Annotated in this window: 14 protein-coding genes; 11 read left to right on the forward strand and 3 right to left on the reverse strand. The window is 62.4% G+C overall.

Features of this window, described 5'->3' with window-relative positions; translation table 11 throughout:
- The first annotated feature begins 71 nt into the window (after nt 1-71).
- The 5 genes from wrbA (at nt 72) to KHU30_RS08440 (ending at nt 6156) form a co-directional block, all read left to right on the forward strand.
- Entirely contained in the window at nt 72-701 is a 630-nt protein-coding gene (gene wrbA / locus KHU30_RS08420) for an NAD(P)H:quinone oxidoreductase (RefSeq protein ID WP_211442080.1), read from the forward strand.
- Nucleotides 698-1138: a DUF2069 domain-containing protein gene (locus KHU30_RS08425; protein ID WP_211442081.1), complete on the forward strand. Its 441-nt coding sequence runs from the start codon at nt 698-700 to the stop codon at nt 1136-1138. Before wrbA ends, KHU30_RS08425 begins: the two co-directional genes overlap by 4 nt.
- A gap of 523 nt (nt 1139-1661) precedes the next feature.
- Nucleotides 1662-3074 carry an FAD-binding oxidoreductase gene (locus KHU30_RS08430; protein ID WP_211442082.1) on the forward strand — a complete coding sequence of 471 codons (1413 nt, stop codon included), beginning with the start codon at nt 1662-1664 and terminating at the stop codon, nt 3072-3074.
- Between the two features lie 136 nt (nt 3075-3210).
- Nucleotides 3211-4785, forward strand: a complete 1575-nt coding sequence (locus tag KHU30_RS08435; RefSeq protein WP_211442083.1) for a DUF1800 domain-containing protein — start codon at nt 3211-3213, stop codon at nt 4783-4785.
- Between the two features lie 15 nt (nt 4786-4800).
- Entirely contained in the window at nt 4801-6156 is a 1356-nt protein-coding gene (locus KHU30_RS08440; RefSeq protein ID WP_211442084.1) for a DUF1501 domain-containing protein, read from the forward strand.
- A 12-nt stretch (nt 6157-6168) separates the two neighbouring features.
- Here the strand turns inward: KHU30_RS08440 and KHU30_RS08445 are convergent, their stop codons facing one another.
- Both KHU30_RS08445 and KHU30_RS08450 read right to left on the reverse strand, forming a co-directional pair.
- Nucleotides 6169-6969 (reverse strand): LytR/AlgR family response regulator transcription factor, encoded by an 801-nt coding sequence (locus KHU30_RS08445; protein WP_211442085.1) that lies wholly within the window; start codon nt 6967-6969, stop codon nt 6169-6171.
- A gap of 48 nt (nt 6970-7017) precedes the next feature.
- Nucleotides 7018-8124, reverse strand: a complete 1107-nt coding sequence (locus KHU30_RS08450) for a sensor histidine kinase (protein WP_211442086.1) — start codon at nt 8122-8124, stop codon at nt 7018-7020.
- Between the two features lie 207 nt (nt 8125-8331).
- Here KHU30_RS08450 and argH point away from each other — a divergent pair, with 207 nt between their 5' ends.
- The 6 genes from argH to KHU30_RS08480 all read left to right on the forward strand — a co-directional run bounded on the left by argH (nt 8332) and on the right by KHU30_RS08480 (nt 14811).
- A complete protein-coding gene (gene argH / locus KHU30_RS08455; protein ID WP_211442087.1) occupies nt 8332-9726 on the forward strand; it encodes an argininosuccinate lyase in 1395 nt (464 codons plus the stop codon).
- Nucleotides 9727-10112: 386 nt separating this feature from the next.
- Complete coding sequence (locus KHU30_RS08460; RefSeq protein ID WP_211442088.1) at nt 10113-11270, forward strand: ABC transporter substrate-binding protein; 1158 nt, start codon at nt 10113-10115, stop codon at nt 11268-11270.
- A gap of 242 nt (nt 11271-11512) precedes the next feature.
- Nucleotides 11513-12394 carry a branched-chain amino acid ABC transporter permease gene (locus KHU30_RS08465; protein ID WP_211442089.1) on the forward strand — a complete coding sequence of 294 codons (882 nt, stop codon included), beginning with the start codon at nt 11513-11515 and terminating at the stop codon, nt 12392-12394.
- Nucleotide 12395: 1 nt separating this feature from the next.
- Nucleotides 12396-13316 carry a branched-chain amino acid ABC transporter permease gene (locus KHU30_RS08470; protein WP_211442090.1) on the forward strand — a complete coding sequence of 307 codons (921 nt, stop codon included), beginning with the start codon at nt 12396-12398 and terminating at the stop codon, nt 13314-13316.
- Nucleotides 13316-14077 (forward strand): ABC transporter ATP-binding protein, encoded by a 762-nt coding sequence (locus tag KHU30_RS08475; RefSeq protein ID WP_211442091.1) that lies wholly within the window; start codon nt 13316-13318, stop codon nt 14075-14077. The genes KHU30_RS08470 and KHU30_RS08475 overlap by 1 nt, the downstream gene beginning before the upstream one ends.
- Nucleotides 14074-14811 (forward strand): ABC transporter ATP-binding protein, encoded by a 738-nt coding sequence (locus KHU30_RS08480; protein ID WP_211442092.1) that lies wholly within the window; start codon nt 14074-14076, stop codon nt 14809-14811. Before KHU30_RS08475 ends, KHU30_RS08480 begins: the two co-directional genes overlap by 4 nt.
- Before the next feature lie 47 nt (nt 14812-14858).
- On the opposite strand, the gene KHU30_RS08485 is transcribed toward KHU30_RS08480, so the two are convergent.
- Nucleotides 14859-15236, reverse strand: coding sequence for a nuclear transport factor 2 family protein (locus KHU30_RS08485; RefSeq protein WP_211442093.1), 378 nt, complete (start codon nt 15234-15236; stop codon nt 14859-14861).
- Nucleotides 15237-15281: the final 45 nt, after the last annotated feature.

Here is a 15281-nt window from a genome sequence, read left to right on the forward strand (position 1 = left end):
CACATCAGGAAACCGGGCGCGGCATGCGTTTTGCACCATGAGTTGGCGCTAAAGCGCCCTATAATACCAAAATGAACTCATCCAACATTAACGTTATTACACCGATTCTCGTTTTGTACTATTCGCGCCATGGCTCGACCCGCAAACTGGCCGAACTGATCGGCCAGGGAATCGACTCGGTAGCCGGCTGCGAAGCCCGCCTGCGCACGGTGCCGGCGGTCTCTACCGTGACCGAAGCCAGCGCCCCCGATATCCCGACCGAAGGCGCGCCCTATGTCGAGCTGGCCGACCTGCACCAATGCGCCGGCCTGGCGCTCGGCTCGCCCACCCGCTTCGGCAACATGGCTTCCGCCATGAAGTATTTCTGGGACGGCACCAGCACCGAATGGCTGGCCGGCACCCTGGCTGGAAAACCGGCCTGCGTGTTCACCTCCACCGGCAGCCTGCACGGCGGCCAGGAATCGACGCTGATGTCGATGATGACGCCCTTGCTGCATCATGGCATGCTGATCATGGGCCTGCCCTACACCCTGCCCGATCTGATGACCACCGCCAGCGGCGGCACTCCCTACGGCGCCAGCCACTGGTCCGGCATGAACGGCACCCAGCCGGTCTCCGCCGAAAGCCGCACCCTGGCCATCGCCCAAGGGCGACGGCTGGCCGAAACCGCATTGAAGCTCAACCCAGCGGGGCCAAGATGACCACCAAACTGAAACCCGACACGGCAACCCACCCGCTGCCGCACGCCGCGCGCCAGCCGCGCTTCTTTTACCTAGGCGCGGTAGCCAGCCTGCTGGCCCTGATCGCACTGGGCCTGGCTTGGGAACTGGTGCTGGCGCCGCTGCGTCCCGGCGGTTCCTGGATGGTCCTGAAAGTCCTGCCCCTGCTATTCCCCCTGCGCGGCGTCCTCAAGCGCGACGTCTACACCATGCAATGGGCCTCGATGCTGATCCTGATCTATTTCACCGAAGGCATAGTCCGCGCCACCAGCGACAGCAACCTGATCAGCACAAGACTCGGCTGGCTGGAAGTGGCGCTGAGCACCATCTTTTTCCTGTGCACCATCCTCTACCTGCGCCCATACAAAAAAGCAGCCAAGGAAGTAGCGCAAGAAGCAATAAAGAAAGCGTCACGGTAAAGCAGCGATGCTGTCTGAAACAAAGAGGCTGTGGGTTTTGACGTTGGGGTTGCTTTTGACGTTGGGGTTGCTTTTGACGTTGGGGTTGCTTTTGACGTTGCCGTTGCTTTTGACGTGCCCCGCATGGAGACATTGCCAAATCCGGCGCGTGTCAGCCGGGAATTGTGAGGGGCATGTTTGAGCCGAAGGCGAGTTTTGCCCCTCACCCGGCTGGCGCGCGCCGGATTTGGGGACCCGACCGGAGGGAGGGCAATGGCTTTGCGGTCGCCTTTTCTTTGCTTACTTTCTTTTGGCGAAGCAAAAGAAAGTGAGCGGCTGCCGGGCCGCCCCCGGCAAGCATCCACGGAGTACAAAACGTTTTAGCAACCCTCAGACCGTTCTTAGCACGCCACCGCACGCACTCCGTAGCCCGTTAAATGGGGTCAGAGTAATTTACGACGATAAGGCCGTCGTAAAAAAACTCTGACCCCATTTAACTGCGGCGTGGGCTGCGCATTTGACTGCTTTTTCGAAATTTTACGATATGAATAATGACGCTTTTCTTGCTGCCTGCCGCGATGCCATTGGCGATTCGCATATGCTCACCAGCGACGCCGACAAGGCCGGCTACCTGACCGACCAGCGCCAGCGCTATACCGGCCAGGCGCTAGCAGTCGCCAAACCAGCCAACACCGCCGAAGTCGCCAGACTGGTCCAGCTCTGCAACCAGTTCCGCATCCCCATCGTCCCCCAAGGCGGCAACACCGGCCTGGTGCTGGGCAGCGTCCCCGACCAAAGCGGCCACGCAATCGTACTGTCGCTAAAACGCCTGAACCGGATCCGCGCCATAGATCCGACAAACCACACCATCACCGCAGAAGCCGGCTGCATCCTGCAACAGGTGCAAGAAGCCGCCGCGACAGCAAACCGCCTGCTCCCCCTCTCGCTGGCCGCCGAAGGCAGCTGCACCATAGGCGGCAACCTCTCCACCAACGCCGGCGGCACCGCCGTCCTGCGCTACGGCAACAGCAGAGAACTCTGCCTGGGACTGGAAGTCGTCACCGCCCAAGGCGACATCATGCACGGCCTGCGCGGCCTGAGAAAAGACAACACCGGCTACGACCTGCGCGACCTCTACATCGGCGCCGAAGGCACCTTAGGCATCATCACCGCCGCCGTCCTGAAACTCTTCCCCCAACCCAAAGTCCAGCTGACCGCCGTGGCCGCGCTGCAAAGCCCGACCGCCGCGCTGCGCCTGCTGACGCTGGCGCAAGAACGCTGCGGCGCCACCCTGACCGGCTTTGAACTGATGTCCGACCTGTGCCTGCAGCTGGTGGCCAAGCACTTCCCGCAATTGCAATTCCCCTTCGGCCAGCATCATCCCTACTACGTCCTGCTGGAACTGTCCGACAGCGAACCCGCCCCCCATGCCAGCATGCTGCTGGAAGCACTGATGAGCGAAGCGCTGGAACAGGATATCTGCCAGGACGCCGTGCTGGCCAGCTCCGGCGCCCAGTCGCGGGCGCTATGGCAGCTGCGCGAAAGCATCTCCTCAGCCCAGGCCAAAGAGGGCAAGAACATCAAGCACGACATCTCGCTGCCGATCTCCCGCATCGCCGAATTCATCGCCGACACCGACGCCCTGCTGCAGCAGCGCTTCCCGGGCTGCCGCAATGTCACCTTCGGCCACCTGGGCGACGGCAACCTGCACTACAACGTTTCGCCGCCCGCAGGCGTCGAAGCCGACCGCTTCATCGAACAGCAGGCCGCCATCAACCTGCTCGTGCACGACAGCGTCAACCGCATGGACGGTTCGATTTCAGCCGAGCACGGCCTGGGCGCGCTCAAGCGCGAAGAAATCCTGCGCTACAAATCGCCGGTGGAAATCGCATTGATGAAAACCATCAAGCAAGCGCTGGACCCTCTCAACCTGATGAATCCAGGCAAAGTCATTTAAAACCAGCCGCGCCAAAAGTTGCCGCATTACAATCTGTTACACCGCGGCTGTCGTCGCATGCCTGCCAACAGCCGTTATGCTGACAAATAAGCTGACAAATAAGTACCGATGCAAGCAAACCTGCAAAAGGCTGGACATGACCTCGACCATAAGACTCTCCGGACTGCTGTCCATGGCGCTGATGCTGGGCTGCCTCAGCGCCGCCCACGCGCAAGCCGTCCAGGCGCCGCTGAACGATTCGGAAAAAGCGCTGCATGTGCTGAACCGGCTGGCCTACGGCCCGCGCCCTGGCGACGTCGACGCCGTCAGGCGCATGGGCGTCAAGCGCTACATCGACCAGCAGCTGCGGCCCGACAGCCTGCCGCTGCCGGAAGAATTATCGGGAAAACTGGCAGGCTTATCGACTTATCAACTCAGCGCCACCCAGCTCTACCAACAATACGGCCCGCCCTCCTTCCCGCCCAACAGCGCCACTCCCGAAGAAAAGAACATGGCGCGCCAGCGCGCCAACAAGGACATCACGCCGCAAGCCCATTTTGCGCGCTTGTGGCTGGCCACTGAAAGCCCGCGCCAGCTGCAGGAAGTGATGACCGAATTCTGGTTCAACCATTTCAATGTGTTCGAAGGCAAAGACTGGGTGCGCTACTGGAACGGCGAGTATGAGAAAGACGTGCTGCGGCCGAATGCGCTGGGCAACTTCCGCCAGCTGCTGGGCAGCGTCGCCCACCATCCGGCGATGCTGTATTACCTCGACAACTGGCTCAGCAGCGGCGTCAACACGCCGGAAGCCAAGGGCCGCTTCAAGGGGCTCAATGAAAACTACGGCCGCGAGTTGCTGGAGCTGCATACCATGGGCGTCGACAGCGGCTACACCCAGGCCGACGTGATCGCGCTGGCACGCATCCTGACCGGCTGGACCATCGATGAAAAAGCCATGAAGGACGGCCAGCCCGGATTTGCCTTCAATCCCAAGCGCCACGATTTCGGCGACAAGATCTTCCTCGGCCAGACCATCAAAGGCAGCGGCGAACAGGAAGGCGAACAGGCGCTCGATATCCTGGCGCGCCATCCCGCCACCGCCCGCTTCGTCGCCGCCAAACTGGTGCAGTATTTCGTCTCCGACAAGCCGGAACCGGCCCTGACCGAGAAGCTGGCGCGCCGCTTCCTGGCTACCAACGGCGACATCAAGGCGGTGCTGCGCACGCTGTTCGACAGCCAGGAATTCTGGGCCCGCAGCAATTACCAGACCCAGTTCAAGACGCCGTATCAATATGTGGTGTCGTCGCTGCGCGCAACCGCGACGCCGGTGCTGAACGTCAAGCCGATCGACGGCGTGCTGAACCAGCTCGGCCAGCCGCTGTATGGCTGGCTGACGCCTGAGGGTTACAAGTTCTCGGAAGAAGCGTGGCTCAATCCGGATGCGCTGCTGCGCCGTATCAACTTCGTCAACGGCCTGAGCAACGGCAAATCGCCGATCGCCCGCGCCGAAACACCTCCGCCCGTGCCTGGCGCAGCAGTAGCCGCGGCGCCGACACCGGCTCCGATCACCTATGCCCCGATGCCTGGCTATGGCGCCCCCGTGAATCCGGCACAGCTGATGCAAACGCTGGCGCCGGCGCTGGAACCGCACAGTCTCGCTGCCATTACCGCGGCAGCGCCCAATCTGCAGGTCGGCCTGATACTCGGCGGACCGGATTTCATGAAAAGATAAAGCCAGGAGCAAGCCATGAACCGTCGCGATTTCATCCGCCAACTCGGCCTCGCCGGCAGCGGCGCCATCCTGATCCCGGTCGGCCTGTCCGGCTGCGTGGTGGCGCCGCCCGCCAAGCCATTGGCCAAGGCCAAGGCGACGCCGCCTGTAACCATTGCGACGGCCGCAGACAGCCCGCTTGCGTACGGCAATCCGCTGCTGCGGCCGCATGCCGCCGGCGACGGCACGCCGCGCATGGTGGTGGTGTTCCTGCGCGGCGCCGTGGACGGCTTGAACGTGGTGGTGCCGCATGGCGACCACAATTACTACAAGGCGCGGCCGACCATTGCGGTATCGCGTCCGGGCACGCAAAACGGCGCCATCGACCTGACCGGCTACTTCGGCCTGCATCCGGCGCTGCAGCCGCTGCTGCCCTACTGGGAAGACGGCCGGCTGGCTTTCATCCACGCTTCCGGTTCGCCCGACATGTCGCGCTCGCATTTCGAAGCGCAGGACTACATGGAAACCGGCACCCCGGGAGAACACAACACCCGCGACGGCTGGATGAACCGGATGCTAGCGCTCATACCTGGGCTTATGCCGCAGTCGCCGTCGCCGATGCAGGCGCTGACCCTGGGCGAATCGGTGCCGCGCATCCTGACCGGACGCGCCGTGGTGGCCAACATGCCGACCGGACGCGACGCCACCCGCCCCACCCTGATCGACAAGCCGGAAGTCAGCCAGGCTTACGCCGCCCTGTATGCGCAAGACGCCGCGCTCGGCAAGTCCTACCGCGACGGCATCTCGGCGCGCAAGGAATTGCTGGCCGACGCCAGCAGCTCGGAACAAAAAATGGCGAACAACGGCGCGCCGCTGCCGAACGGCTTGTCGATAGACACCGCGCGCCTGGGGCGCCTGATGCGCGGCAATCCCGAGATCCGCCTCGGCTTCGTCGCCGTCGGCGGATGGGATACCCATACCAACCAGGGCAATGGCAACGGCCAGCTGGCCGGACGGCTGCGGCCGCTGGCCGACGGCCTGGCGACGCTGGCGAACGAGCTGGGACCGGCTTTCAACGATACGGTGATTGTGGTGATGTCGGAATTCGGCCGGACCTTCCGCGAGAACGGCAACGGCGGCACCGATCACGGCCATGGCAACGCCATGTGGCTGCTGGGCGGCAATGTGCGCGGCCGCACCATCCACGGCCACTGGCCCGGCATCGATGATAAGTCCTTGAATGAGGGGCGCGACCTGGCAGTCACCACCGACTTCCGCGCCGTGCTGGCGACGCTGGCGGAAAAGCATATGCGCATCGGCGATCCGGCCATGCAGAAACTGTTTCCGCAATATGGCGCGGGCAATCCGCATGCCTTGAATTTGCTGGTGTAGCGGCCGCCGGATTCAGCGCACCAGCGCCTTGATCACCGCCCACTGCCGCCGCGAAATCGGCAGGCGGTGATCGATGTCGCGCAGGATGACTTGCCAGACTTCCTGCGGCTTGTCGGCATCGCCCTCGCCTTCCGCGATGTAGATGCCGCGCTCGACGCCGATGATGGCGTTGCGCGCCACCAGCGCGTTGCGGTGCACCCGCACAAAGTGCGCCGCCAGTTCTTCTTCGATGGACACCAGCGAATCTTCGATCAGGTATTCCTTGCTCTTGGTGCGCAGCGTGACGTACTTCAGCTCCGCCTTCAGATACAGCACCTCGCCCATCGGCACCAGTGACATGCGGCCGCGCTCCTGCACGGCGAAATGCTGGCGCGGCGATGCCGTTGCCCCGTCGGCGGCCGGCGCGACAAGCGACTGCGGCGGCTGGCGCAGGCGGCTGGCGCGCGCGATGGCCTGCGCCAGCCGTGCAGCGCGCACCGGCTTGACCAGATAGTCGAAGGCCTGCACCTCGAATGCATTCAAGGCGTAATCGTCATAGGCGGTCACGAAGATGATCAGGGGCGCCTCGATCTTGGCTGCATCCGCGTTGCTCACCAGCTGCTCGGCCAGCTGCAGGCCGCTCATGCCGGGCATCTGCACGTCCAGCAGCACAATATCCGGCGCGGTGGCGGCAATCCCTTCCAATGCAGCTTGCGCATGGGCGGCTTCGCCGACCAGGTAATGCGGACAGTCGGCAACGATGTCCGACAGCAGCGTGCTCAGCCTGGCGCGCGCAGGCGCTTCGTCGTCGACAATGAAAATGCGAGGAATCATGTTGATGGGTTGGGCGGATTGGCTAAAGAATGGTCGGCGGATCAGATTCTACTTGCTGGCCGGGGGCTTCGCCAGCGCTGCCTTTACATAGGGGAAGCTGGCGCGCACCTGGAACTGCCCCAGCGTGGTGCTGGTGGTCAGCTGCGCTTCGACGTCGTACAGCAGCGCCAGCCGCTCGCGGATATTTTCCAGCGCCATCTGGTTTCCTTCCGGCAGCGCGGCGACGCCCTTGCCGCTATACGGATTGTAGGGATTGGTGATGACAATCTCGATCCGCTCCAGCGAATGGCTGAGCTTGATCTGGATCAGGGCCGGTTCGGTGCTCGGCTCGACGCCGTAATGCACCGCATTTTCTATCAGCGGCTGCAACAGCAGGGTCGGGATCTGCGCCCGGTACACCACCTCGTCGCTGATGCCTTCGCGCTCCCATTGCACCCGCAAGCGGTCGCCCAGGCGTATCTTTTCTATCGACAGATATTGGCGGCACAAGCGGATTTCTTTTTCCAGCGTGGTCATGGCGCGGCCGTCGCGCATCAGCACGCGGATCAGGTCGGCCAGGTCTTCCAGCGCCGCCTCGGCCCGGCGCGGCTCGCTGCGGATCAGCGACAGCACCGCGTTGAGGCTGTTGAACAGGAAATGCGGCCGGATCCGCGCCTGCAAGGCCTGCAGGCGCGCCTCCACCAGCACCGGCGAAAAAGCGCGTGCGCGCAATTCGAAATAATGCTGCAGGCCGATGCCGAACAAGGCCGCCACCAGCGCCGCGCGCAAGATGCCGCCGGCGGCGTTGAGATGGGAAAAACCGTTCAGGAACCAGTCGAAGCCCGACAGCAGCCAGATCACCGCCATCGTCACCAGCGCAGGCGCCAGCGCGCACAAGATCCGCTGCATCACAAAAGAAAAGTGGCGGGCAATCCGATGCAAGCCGCACAATACCGACAGCGACAGGAAACAGGCCGGCTCGACCAGCATCGCCGATTCGACAAAACTGTCGATCGCCGCAATCAGTCCATCGCTGCGCAGCAGGATCGCCGCCATGACGGCCAGGTTCACCGCGATCAGCGCGCGGAACACGACTCCCAGGTTGCAGCCGTCGGGAATCACCTGCGCGCCGGGTTGCTGCGCCGGCGAACTATCGGCGGCCTGATCAGAAAGCATGGACGCTGGCATTGGTTGGCATAAAAACAATCATGGCTTGGTTGTAAGGCATATCTCGCAGGGTAAAATGTCTGTATCAAGCAGGCGCAGCCGATTTTCGGGGCAGTGCGAGGGTAGTGCAAGGGTAGTGATTTATAATCGCATAATTCCTTGCCTGCTCATTGCTTACTTCACTTCTTACTCTCACGCGCGATTCAAACCTCAATTATGACAGCACAACTCTCCAAAAAAGGCGAAGCTTGGTCGGCTCGTTTCTCCGAACCGGTCTCTGACCTGGTCAAACGTTACACGGCGTCGGTATTTTTCGACAAGCGCCTGGCCGAGGTCGATATCCTGGGCTCGCTGGCGCATGCCGAGATGCTGGCATATCAAAAAATCATCAGCGCCGACGACTACGCCGCGATCCAGAAAGGCATGAGCCAGATCCAGGGCGAAATCGCCGGCGGCAAGTTCGAATGGCTGCTGGACCTGGAAGACGTCCACCTCAACATCGAAAAACGCCTCACCGAGCTGGTCGGCGATGCCGGCAAGCGTCTGCACACCGGCCGTTCGCGCAACGACCAGGTCGCCACCGACATCCGCCTCTACCTGCGCGGCGCCATCGACGACATCAGCGGCCTGCTGCGCGAACTGCGCCTGGCGCTGCTGGACCTGGCAGAACAGCATGCCGACACCATCCTGCCCGGCTTCACCCATATGCAGGTGGCGCAGCCGATCACGTTCGGCCATCATGTATTGGCCTATGTCGAAATGTTCGGCCGCGACGCCGAGCGCATGCAGGACTGCCGCAAGCGCGTCAACCGCCTGCCGCTGGGCGCCGCCGCGCTGGCCGGCACCACTTTCCCTATCGACCGCGAGCGCGTCGCGAAAACGCTGGGCTTCGACGACGTCTGCCGCAATTCGCTGGATGCCGTCTCGGACCGCGACTTCGCCATCGAATTCTGCGCTAGCGCGGCGCTGGTGATGACCCACGTCTCGCGCATGTCGGAAGAACTGGTGATCTGGATGAGCCCACGGATCGGCTTCATCGATATCGCCGACCGCTTCTGCACCGGCTCCTCGATCATGCCGCAAAAGAAAAATCCGGACGTGCCGGAACTGGCGCGCGGCAAGACCGGCCGCGTCAACGGCCACCTGATCGCTCTGCTGACCCTGATGAAAGGCCAGCCGCTGGCCTACAACAAGGACAACCAGGAAGACAAGGAACCGCTGTTCGACACCGTCGACACGCTCACCGACACGCTGCGCATCTTCGCCGACATGGCGCGCGGCATCACGGTCAAGCCGGACGCGATGCGCGCCGCCGCCCTGCAAGGCTATGCCACCGCGACCGACCTGGCCGACTACCTGGTCAAGAAGGGCCTGCCTTTCCGCGATGCCCACGAAGCCGTGGCGCACGCCGTGCGCAGCTGCGTCGACCAGGGCTGCGACCTGAGCGACCTGTCGCTGGAACAGCTGCGCGCTTTCTCGCCGCTGATCGAGGACGACATCTTCCAGGTGCTGACGCTGGAAGGTTCGGTCGCCGCGCGCGACCATATCGGCGGCACGGCGCCGCGCCAGGTGCGTTTGGCGATCCAGCATTTGCGCCAGCAGTTAGGCTGATGTAAAAGCCGGCATGACGGGAAGCGCAATGCTTTGCCGTCATGCCGATTTGGCATGAATGCGGCCGGCACAAATATCCAGCGTTGGGTATAATTGCCCAGAATCACGCAATATCTCTCCATAAGCGATCAAAAGTCGCCGCATCCTCCGCGTAAAACACCCGTTTTTTACCTGGCTCGTGAGTAGTAGGCGTGGCGTTTCGCACACGCTGAAGCCCCACGCTGCGTACCAGGAATTTCTGACCGAAAATCCCTTATACTTTGTTCACCTTTGGTGCGTCTTTGCGCGCGCCGAAATAAAAACGCTGCCGATAACGCGCTGCACAGCGTCCTTGCGCCGTGCCTCACGTATCGCTTAAAAAGAACGGTCTACTGGAGGACACCTACATGCAATTCAAAACCATATTGAAAACGCTGCCGTTTCTGATGCTGGCCGCCGGCCTGAGCAGCGCCGCCCACGCCGCCGACGTCAAGCTTGGCCTGGCCGCGGCACTGACCGGCCCTGCGGCCAAATACGGCGTCGCCATCAAGAACGGCTTTACGCTGGCCGCCGATGAAGTCAACGCCGCCGGCGGCGTCAACGGCAACAAGCTGCAACTGATAATCGAAGACGAACAGGGCAAGAAAGAAGAAGCCATCAACGTTTTCAAGAAACTGATCTTCAAGGACAAGGCGCTGCTGGTGTTCGGCCCGACCCTGTCCAACTCCGCCTTCGCCGCCGACCCGATCGCCAATGCCGCCAAAGTGGTCGCCTTCGGCACCAGCAACACTGCCGACGGCATCACCGCCATGGGCCCGTTCACCTTCCGCAACTCCGTGATGGAAGCCGACGTCCTGCCGGTCACCACGCGCGCCGCGGTCAAGCATTTCGGCATCAAGAAGGTCGCCATCATTTACGGCAACGACGACGCCTTCACCAAGAGCGGCTACGACGTCTTCAAGGGCACCCTGGCCGACCAGAAAATTCCGGTCACCACCACCGAAGCCTACGCCAAGGGCGACGTCGACTTCAAGGCGCAGCTGACCAAGATCAAGGCATCCAACCCGGACGCCATCGTCTGCTCCTGCCTGACCGAAGAAGCCGCCAACATCATCCTGCAAACCCGCGCGCTGGGCATGAAGCAGCCCTTCATCGGCGGCAACGGCCTGAACTCGCCGAAACTGTTCGACATCGCCAAGGGCGCCGGCGACGACACCATCATGGGCAGCCCATGGTCGTCGGAAAACCTGACGCCGGCCAACAAGGCATTCATGGCCGCTTACAAGGCCAAGTTCGGCAGCGATCCGGATCAGTTCGCGGCGCAAGCCTATGACGCCCTGCACGTGGTCGCCGATGCGCTGAAGAAGATCAAGCTGAGCGGCGCCATCGACAAGGACCGCATCGCCCTGCAGCAGGCCTTGCCTGCGGTGACGATTGAAGGCGCGACCGGCAAGTTCGCCTTCCGCAAAGCGCCAGCCGTCACCGGCAAGGAAGTCGGCTACGATGCGCAGCAGGAAGCGATTGTGAATATTGCCAAGGGCGGCAAGTTCATCTTGTTGAAGTAATCGAATCAATAGGAGTCAATTGGGGACAGAGTTTATGAGTCGCCGCAGCGCGACGAATTACTCTCCCCGTGCGGCTCTGTACCCTATTGACGGCGTCCGGAGAAAGAATTCGGCACCAACCGCGGACACCTGCACTCCGTAACCCGTCAATTGGGGTCAGAGTAATTTACGACGATACAGCCGTCGTAAAAAAACTCTGACCCCAATTGACTGCAATTACGCTGATTTTTAGAAAAGCCCTCATGCTTGAACAACAACTCATCAACGCCCTCTCGCTGGGCAGCGTCTATGCGCTGTTTGCGCTGGGCTTCACGCTGGTCTTCGGCGTGCTGGGCGTGATCAATCTTTCGCACGGCGCCATCTTCATGCTGGGCAGCTATGCGGCGTTGCTGCTGGTCGAGCATCTGGCGCTGCCGCTGTGGCTGGCGATGCTGGCCGCCATGCTGGCCTCCGGCCTGCTCGGCCTGGCAGTCGACTATCTGGTGCTGCGGCCCCTGCGCGCACGCAACGCGCCGCACCTGGCGCCGATGATCGCGACCATCGGCGTCGCCACCATCCTGACCAGCCTGGCGCAAGGCTTGTTCGGCGCTGAAAACAAGCGTTTCCCGGTGGGCACCATTCCGGAAGAAAGCTACAACTGGGGCAATCTGCATGTCACCGCGGTGCAGATCGGCATCGTGGTGATTTCCTTCCTCCTGATGCTGGTGCTGCTGGCGGTGATGCGCCGCACCCAGCTGGGCCGCGCGCTGCGCGCCATCGCCGAATCGCCGAAGGCGGCCTACCTGCTCGGCATCAATGTCGAAGGCCTGTTCTACCTGACCTCGTTCGCCGCTGCCGCCTTGGGCGGCGCCGCCGGCGTGCTGGTCGGCCTGTCGTTCAACGCCATCACCCCTTTCATGGGCCAGCCGATGCTGCACAAGGGTATTGCGGTGATCATCCTGGGCGGCATGGGCGATATCCGCGGCGCCATGATCGCCGGCCTGTTCCTCGGTTTCGCCGAAGTGCTGACCGTGGCCTATATCTCCAGCGATTTCCGCGACGCCGTCGGCTTCGGCCTGCTGTTCCTGATCTTGCTGGTCAAGCCTTCCGGCATGTTCGGCAAAGTGCTGGAAAGGAAGGCCTGACATGACTGAACTGCTGACAACGATCGGCGCGGCCGGCTTCATCGACTGGTGGGACGGTTTCTGGTCGACCTATAACACCGTGATTTTCAGCCTCGGCGTCAACGCCATGCTGGCGCTCTCTATCTACGTCACCCTCTCCTGCGGCCTGCTGTCGCTGGCCAATGCTGCCTTCATGGGCATCGGCGCCTATGCCGCATCGCTGATCAGCATGCAGACCGGCCTGCCGTTCCCGGTCGCGCTGGCGGTCGGCGGCGTGCTGCCGGCGCTGGTGGCGCTGATCATCGGCATCCCAACCCTGCGCCTGTCCGGCGTCTACCTGGCGATGGCTACCCTCGGCTTCGGCGAGGTGGTGCGGGTGGTGGTGCTCAACATGGACATCACCGGCGGCCCGCTCGGCCTGAACGGCATCCCGCTCAAGACCGAATGGTGGCACATCGTGCTGCTGCTGGGGCTGACGCTGTACATCCTGGCGCGCATGCGCCGCTCCAAGATCGGCCGCGCCTTCGAAGCCATCAAGGAAGACGAAGTGGCGGCGCGCCTGATGGGCGTCAATGTCGCTGGCTACAAGCTGCTGGCGTTCGTGATCGGCGCCGCCATCGCCGGCGTCGCCGGCGGTCTCAACGCCCATTACACCTTCACCATCGGCCCCGGCAACTATGCTTTCGAAAACGCCGTCGAGATCCTGACGATGGCGGTGTTCGGCGGCACCGGCAGCCTGGTCGGCCCGACCCTGGGCGGCATGTTGCTGACCCTGCTGCCGGAAGCGCTGCGCGACTTCAACAGCTACCGCTCGGTGGTCAACGGCCTGATCCTGGTGCTGGTGATCCTGTACCTGCCGAAGGGCATCTGGGATCCGCGCCGGATCCGTACCTGGGTTAGCACTTTTTCTCAGCGCAAGCCGCAAGCGGGAGGCTTCGACTAATGCTGCAACTCAAGAACATCAGCAAGAACTTCGGCGGCCTGCAGGTGCTGCAGGACGTTAATTTCAATGTGCCGCAAGGCGGCATCTTCGGCCTGATCGGCCCGAACGGCGCCGGCAAGACCACCGTCTTCAACCTGATCACCGGCTTGCTGCGCGCTTCCGGCGGCGTCATTGCGCTGGACGGCGAGGATATCGGCAAGGTGGCGCCGCACAAGATCACCGAGCGCGGCATCGCCCGCACTTTCCAGAACATCCGCGTGTTCAAGGAAATGACGCTGCTGGAAAACGTCGTGGTCGGCATGCACGACCATATGGATTACAGCTTCGGCAGCGCGCTGCTCAATCTCGGCAGCTACCGCAGGATAGAAGCGCAGGCGCGCGAACGGGCGCTGGAACTGCTGTCCTGGGTGCGCCTGGACCACAAGGCGCAGATGCTGGCTGACAGCCTGTCTTACGGCGAACAGCGCAAGCTGGAGTTCGCCCGGGCGCTGGCGACCAAGCCGAAACTGCTGCTGCTGGATGAACCGGTGGCCGGCATGAATCCCGCCGAAAAAACCGAACTGATGACGGAAATCCTGAATATCAAGCAGCGCGGCTTCAGCATCTTCATGATCGAGCACGACATGCGCTTCGTGATGGGCTTGTGCGACCGCATCGCCGTGCTCAACTTCGGCCGCATCATCGCCGAAGGCAGTCCGGACGAGATCAAGAATAACCAGGAAGTGATCGAAGCCTACCTGGGCAAGGAAGACAGCGAATGACGGCTACCGCAAACAACAACCCGGCGCCTATCCTGCAAGTGCGGGACCTGGCGGTTTCCTATGGCCATATCGAAGCCGTCAAGGGCATCGACATGGTCCTCAACGAAGGCGAAATCACCGCGCTGGTGGGCGCCAACGGCGCCGGCAAGAGCACCGCCCTGCTGGCCATTTCGGGATTGCTCAAGCCGCAGCGCGGGCAGGTGCTGCTCGGGCAGCAAGACCTGACCCGGCTGTCGCCGCACAAGATCGTCCAGAGCGGCGTGGTGCAGGTCGCCGAAGGCCGCGCCACGCTCACCACGCTGAGCATCGCCGAAAACCTGGCGCTGGGCGCCTACACCCGCAAGGACAAGGAAAATATCGCCAAGGACCTGGAGTGGGTATATTCCCTGTTCCCGGTGCTGCAGCGGCGCAAGGATGGCCTGGCCGGCAACCTCTCGGGCGGAGAACAGCAGATGCTGGCCATCGCCCGCGCCCTGATGGCCAAGCCGCGCGTACTGCTGCTGGACGAACCGTCGATGGGGCTGGCGCCGCTGCTGGTGCAGGAAATCTTCCGCATCGTCGAGGAAATCAACCGCACCGGACTGACGATACTGCTGGTGGAACAGAACGTCCGCCAGGCGCTGCGGATTGCCCAGCACGGCTATGTGCTGGAAAACGGCAAGATCGTGCTGGCCGACAGCGGCAGCAGGCTGCTGGATAATCCGAAGGTGCTGGAAGCGTATCTGGGCGGCTGAGCGCACGGCACTGCCGGCATCCAGATGGATGAAGCGCTAACCCGGGTTCAAGGACGGGGGTTCAGCCTGGTTTTGCCAACGGCGAAGGAAGCCTTCTGGATCCGTTCGTTCGCCACTTCATAGACGCAGATCATCTCCACCGTGCCGACGCCTTCAGGAAAATTGCGGGTGATCAGTTCGTAGTCAACCACGACGTTCGCCATGACGGTACGATTGAGCAGGCGCGCATGCAAGTCGGGTTCCGCGAACCTGGCGAGGAAACGCTGGCGCATCTGTTCCTGTCCGCGCGCCAGCAGTTCGCCATGCAGCGCGTACTGTTCGGCGTCGGGCGCATAGGCCAGCAGCAAGGCATCGATGTCTTTAGCGTTGTAGGCATCAAGCTGCGCCTGCACAACCTGCAACGGGGTTTTTGAAGGTGCGGTCATTTTTTGATCCTGAAAAGAATCAGCACACTATACATTTCATCTGAA

Origin of the sequence: Collimonas humicola, from assembly GCF_018304945.1 — a bacterium.
GTDB lineage: Bacteria > Pseudomonadota > Gammaproteobacteria > Burkholderiales > Burkholderiaceae_D > Collimonas > Collimonas humicola.

Bases quoted from the DNA above. Each gene is read 5' to 3' on its own strand.
- wrbA (WP_211442080.1), top strand. From the start codon at position 72: ATGAACTCATCCAACATTAACGTTATTACACCGATTCTCGTTTTGTAC.
- KHU30_RS08425 (WP_211442081.1), top strand. From the start codon at position 698: ATGACCACCAAACTGAAACCCGACACGGCAACCCACCCGCTGCCGCAC.
- KHU30_RS08430 (WP_211442082.1), top strand. From the start codon at position 1,662: ATGAATAATGACGCTTTTCTTGCTGCCTGCCGCGATGCCATTGGCGAT.
- KHU30_RS08435 (WP_211442083.1), top strand. From the start codon at position 3,211: ATGACCTCGACCATAAGACTCTCCGGACTGCTGTCCATGGCGCTGATG.
- KHU30_RS08440 (WP_211442084.1), top strand. From the start codon at position 4,801: ATGAACCGTCGCGATTTCATCCGCCAACTCGGCCTCGCCGGCAGCGGC.
- KHU30_RS08445 (WP_211442085.1), bottom strand. From the start codon at position 6,969: ATGATTCCTCGCATTTTCATTGTCGACGACGAAGCGCCTGCGCGCGCC.
- KHU30_RS08450 (WP_211442086.1), bottom strand. From the start codon at position 8,124: ATGCTTTCTGATCAGGCCGCCGATAGTTCGCCGGCGCAGCAACCCGGC.
- argH (WP_211442087.1), top strand. From the start codon at position 8,332: ATGACAGCACAACTCTCCAAAAAAGGCGAAGCTTGGTCGGCTCGTTTC.
- KHU30_RS08460 (WP_211442088.1), top strand. From the start codon at position 10,113: ATGCAATTCAAAACCATATTGAAAACGCTGCCGTTTCTGATGCTGGCC.
- KHU30_RS08465 (WP_211442089.1), top strand. From the start codon at position 11,513: ATGCTTGAACAACAACTCATCAACGCCCTCTCGCTGGGCAGCGTCTAT.
- KHU30_RS08470 (WP_211442090.1), top strand. From the start codon at position 12,396: ATGACTGAACTGCTGACAACGATCGGCGCGGCCGGCTTCATCGACTGG.
- KHU30_RS08475 (WP_211442091.1), top strand. From the start codon at position 13,316: ATGCTGCAACTCAAGAACATCAGCAAGAACTTCGGCGGCCTGCAGGTG.
- KHU30_RS08480 (WP_211442092.1), top strand. From the start codon at position 14,074: ATGACGGCTACCGCAAACAACAACCCGGCGCCTATCCTGCAAGTGCGG.
- KHU30_RS08485 (WP_211442093.1), bottom strand. From the start codon at position 15,236: ATGACCGCACCTTCAAAAACCCCGTTGCAGGTTGTGCAGGCGCAGCTT.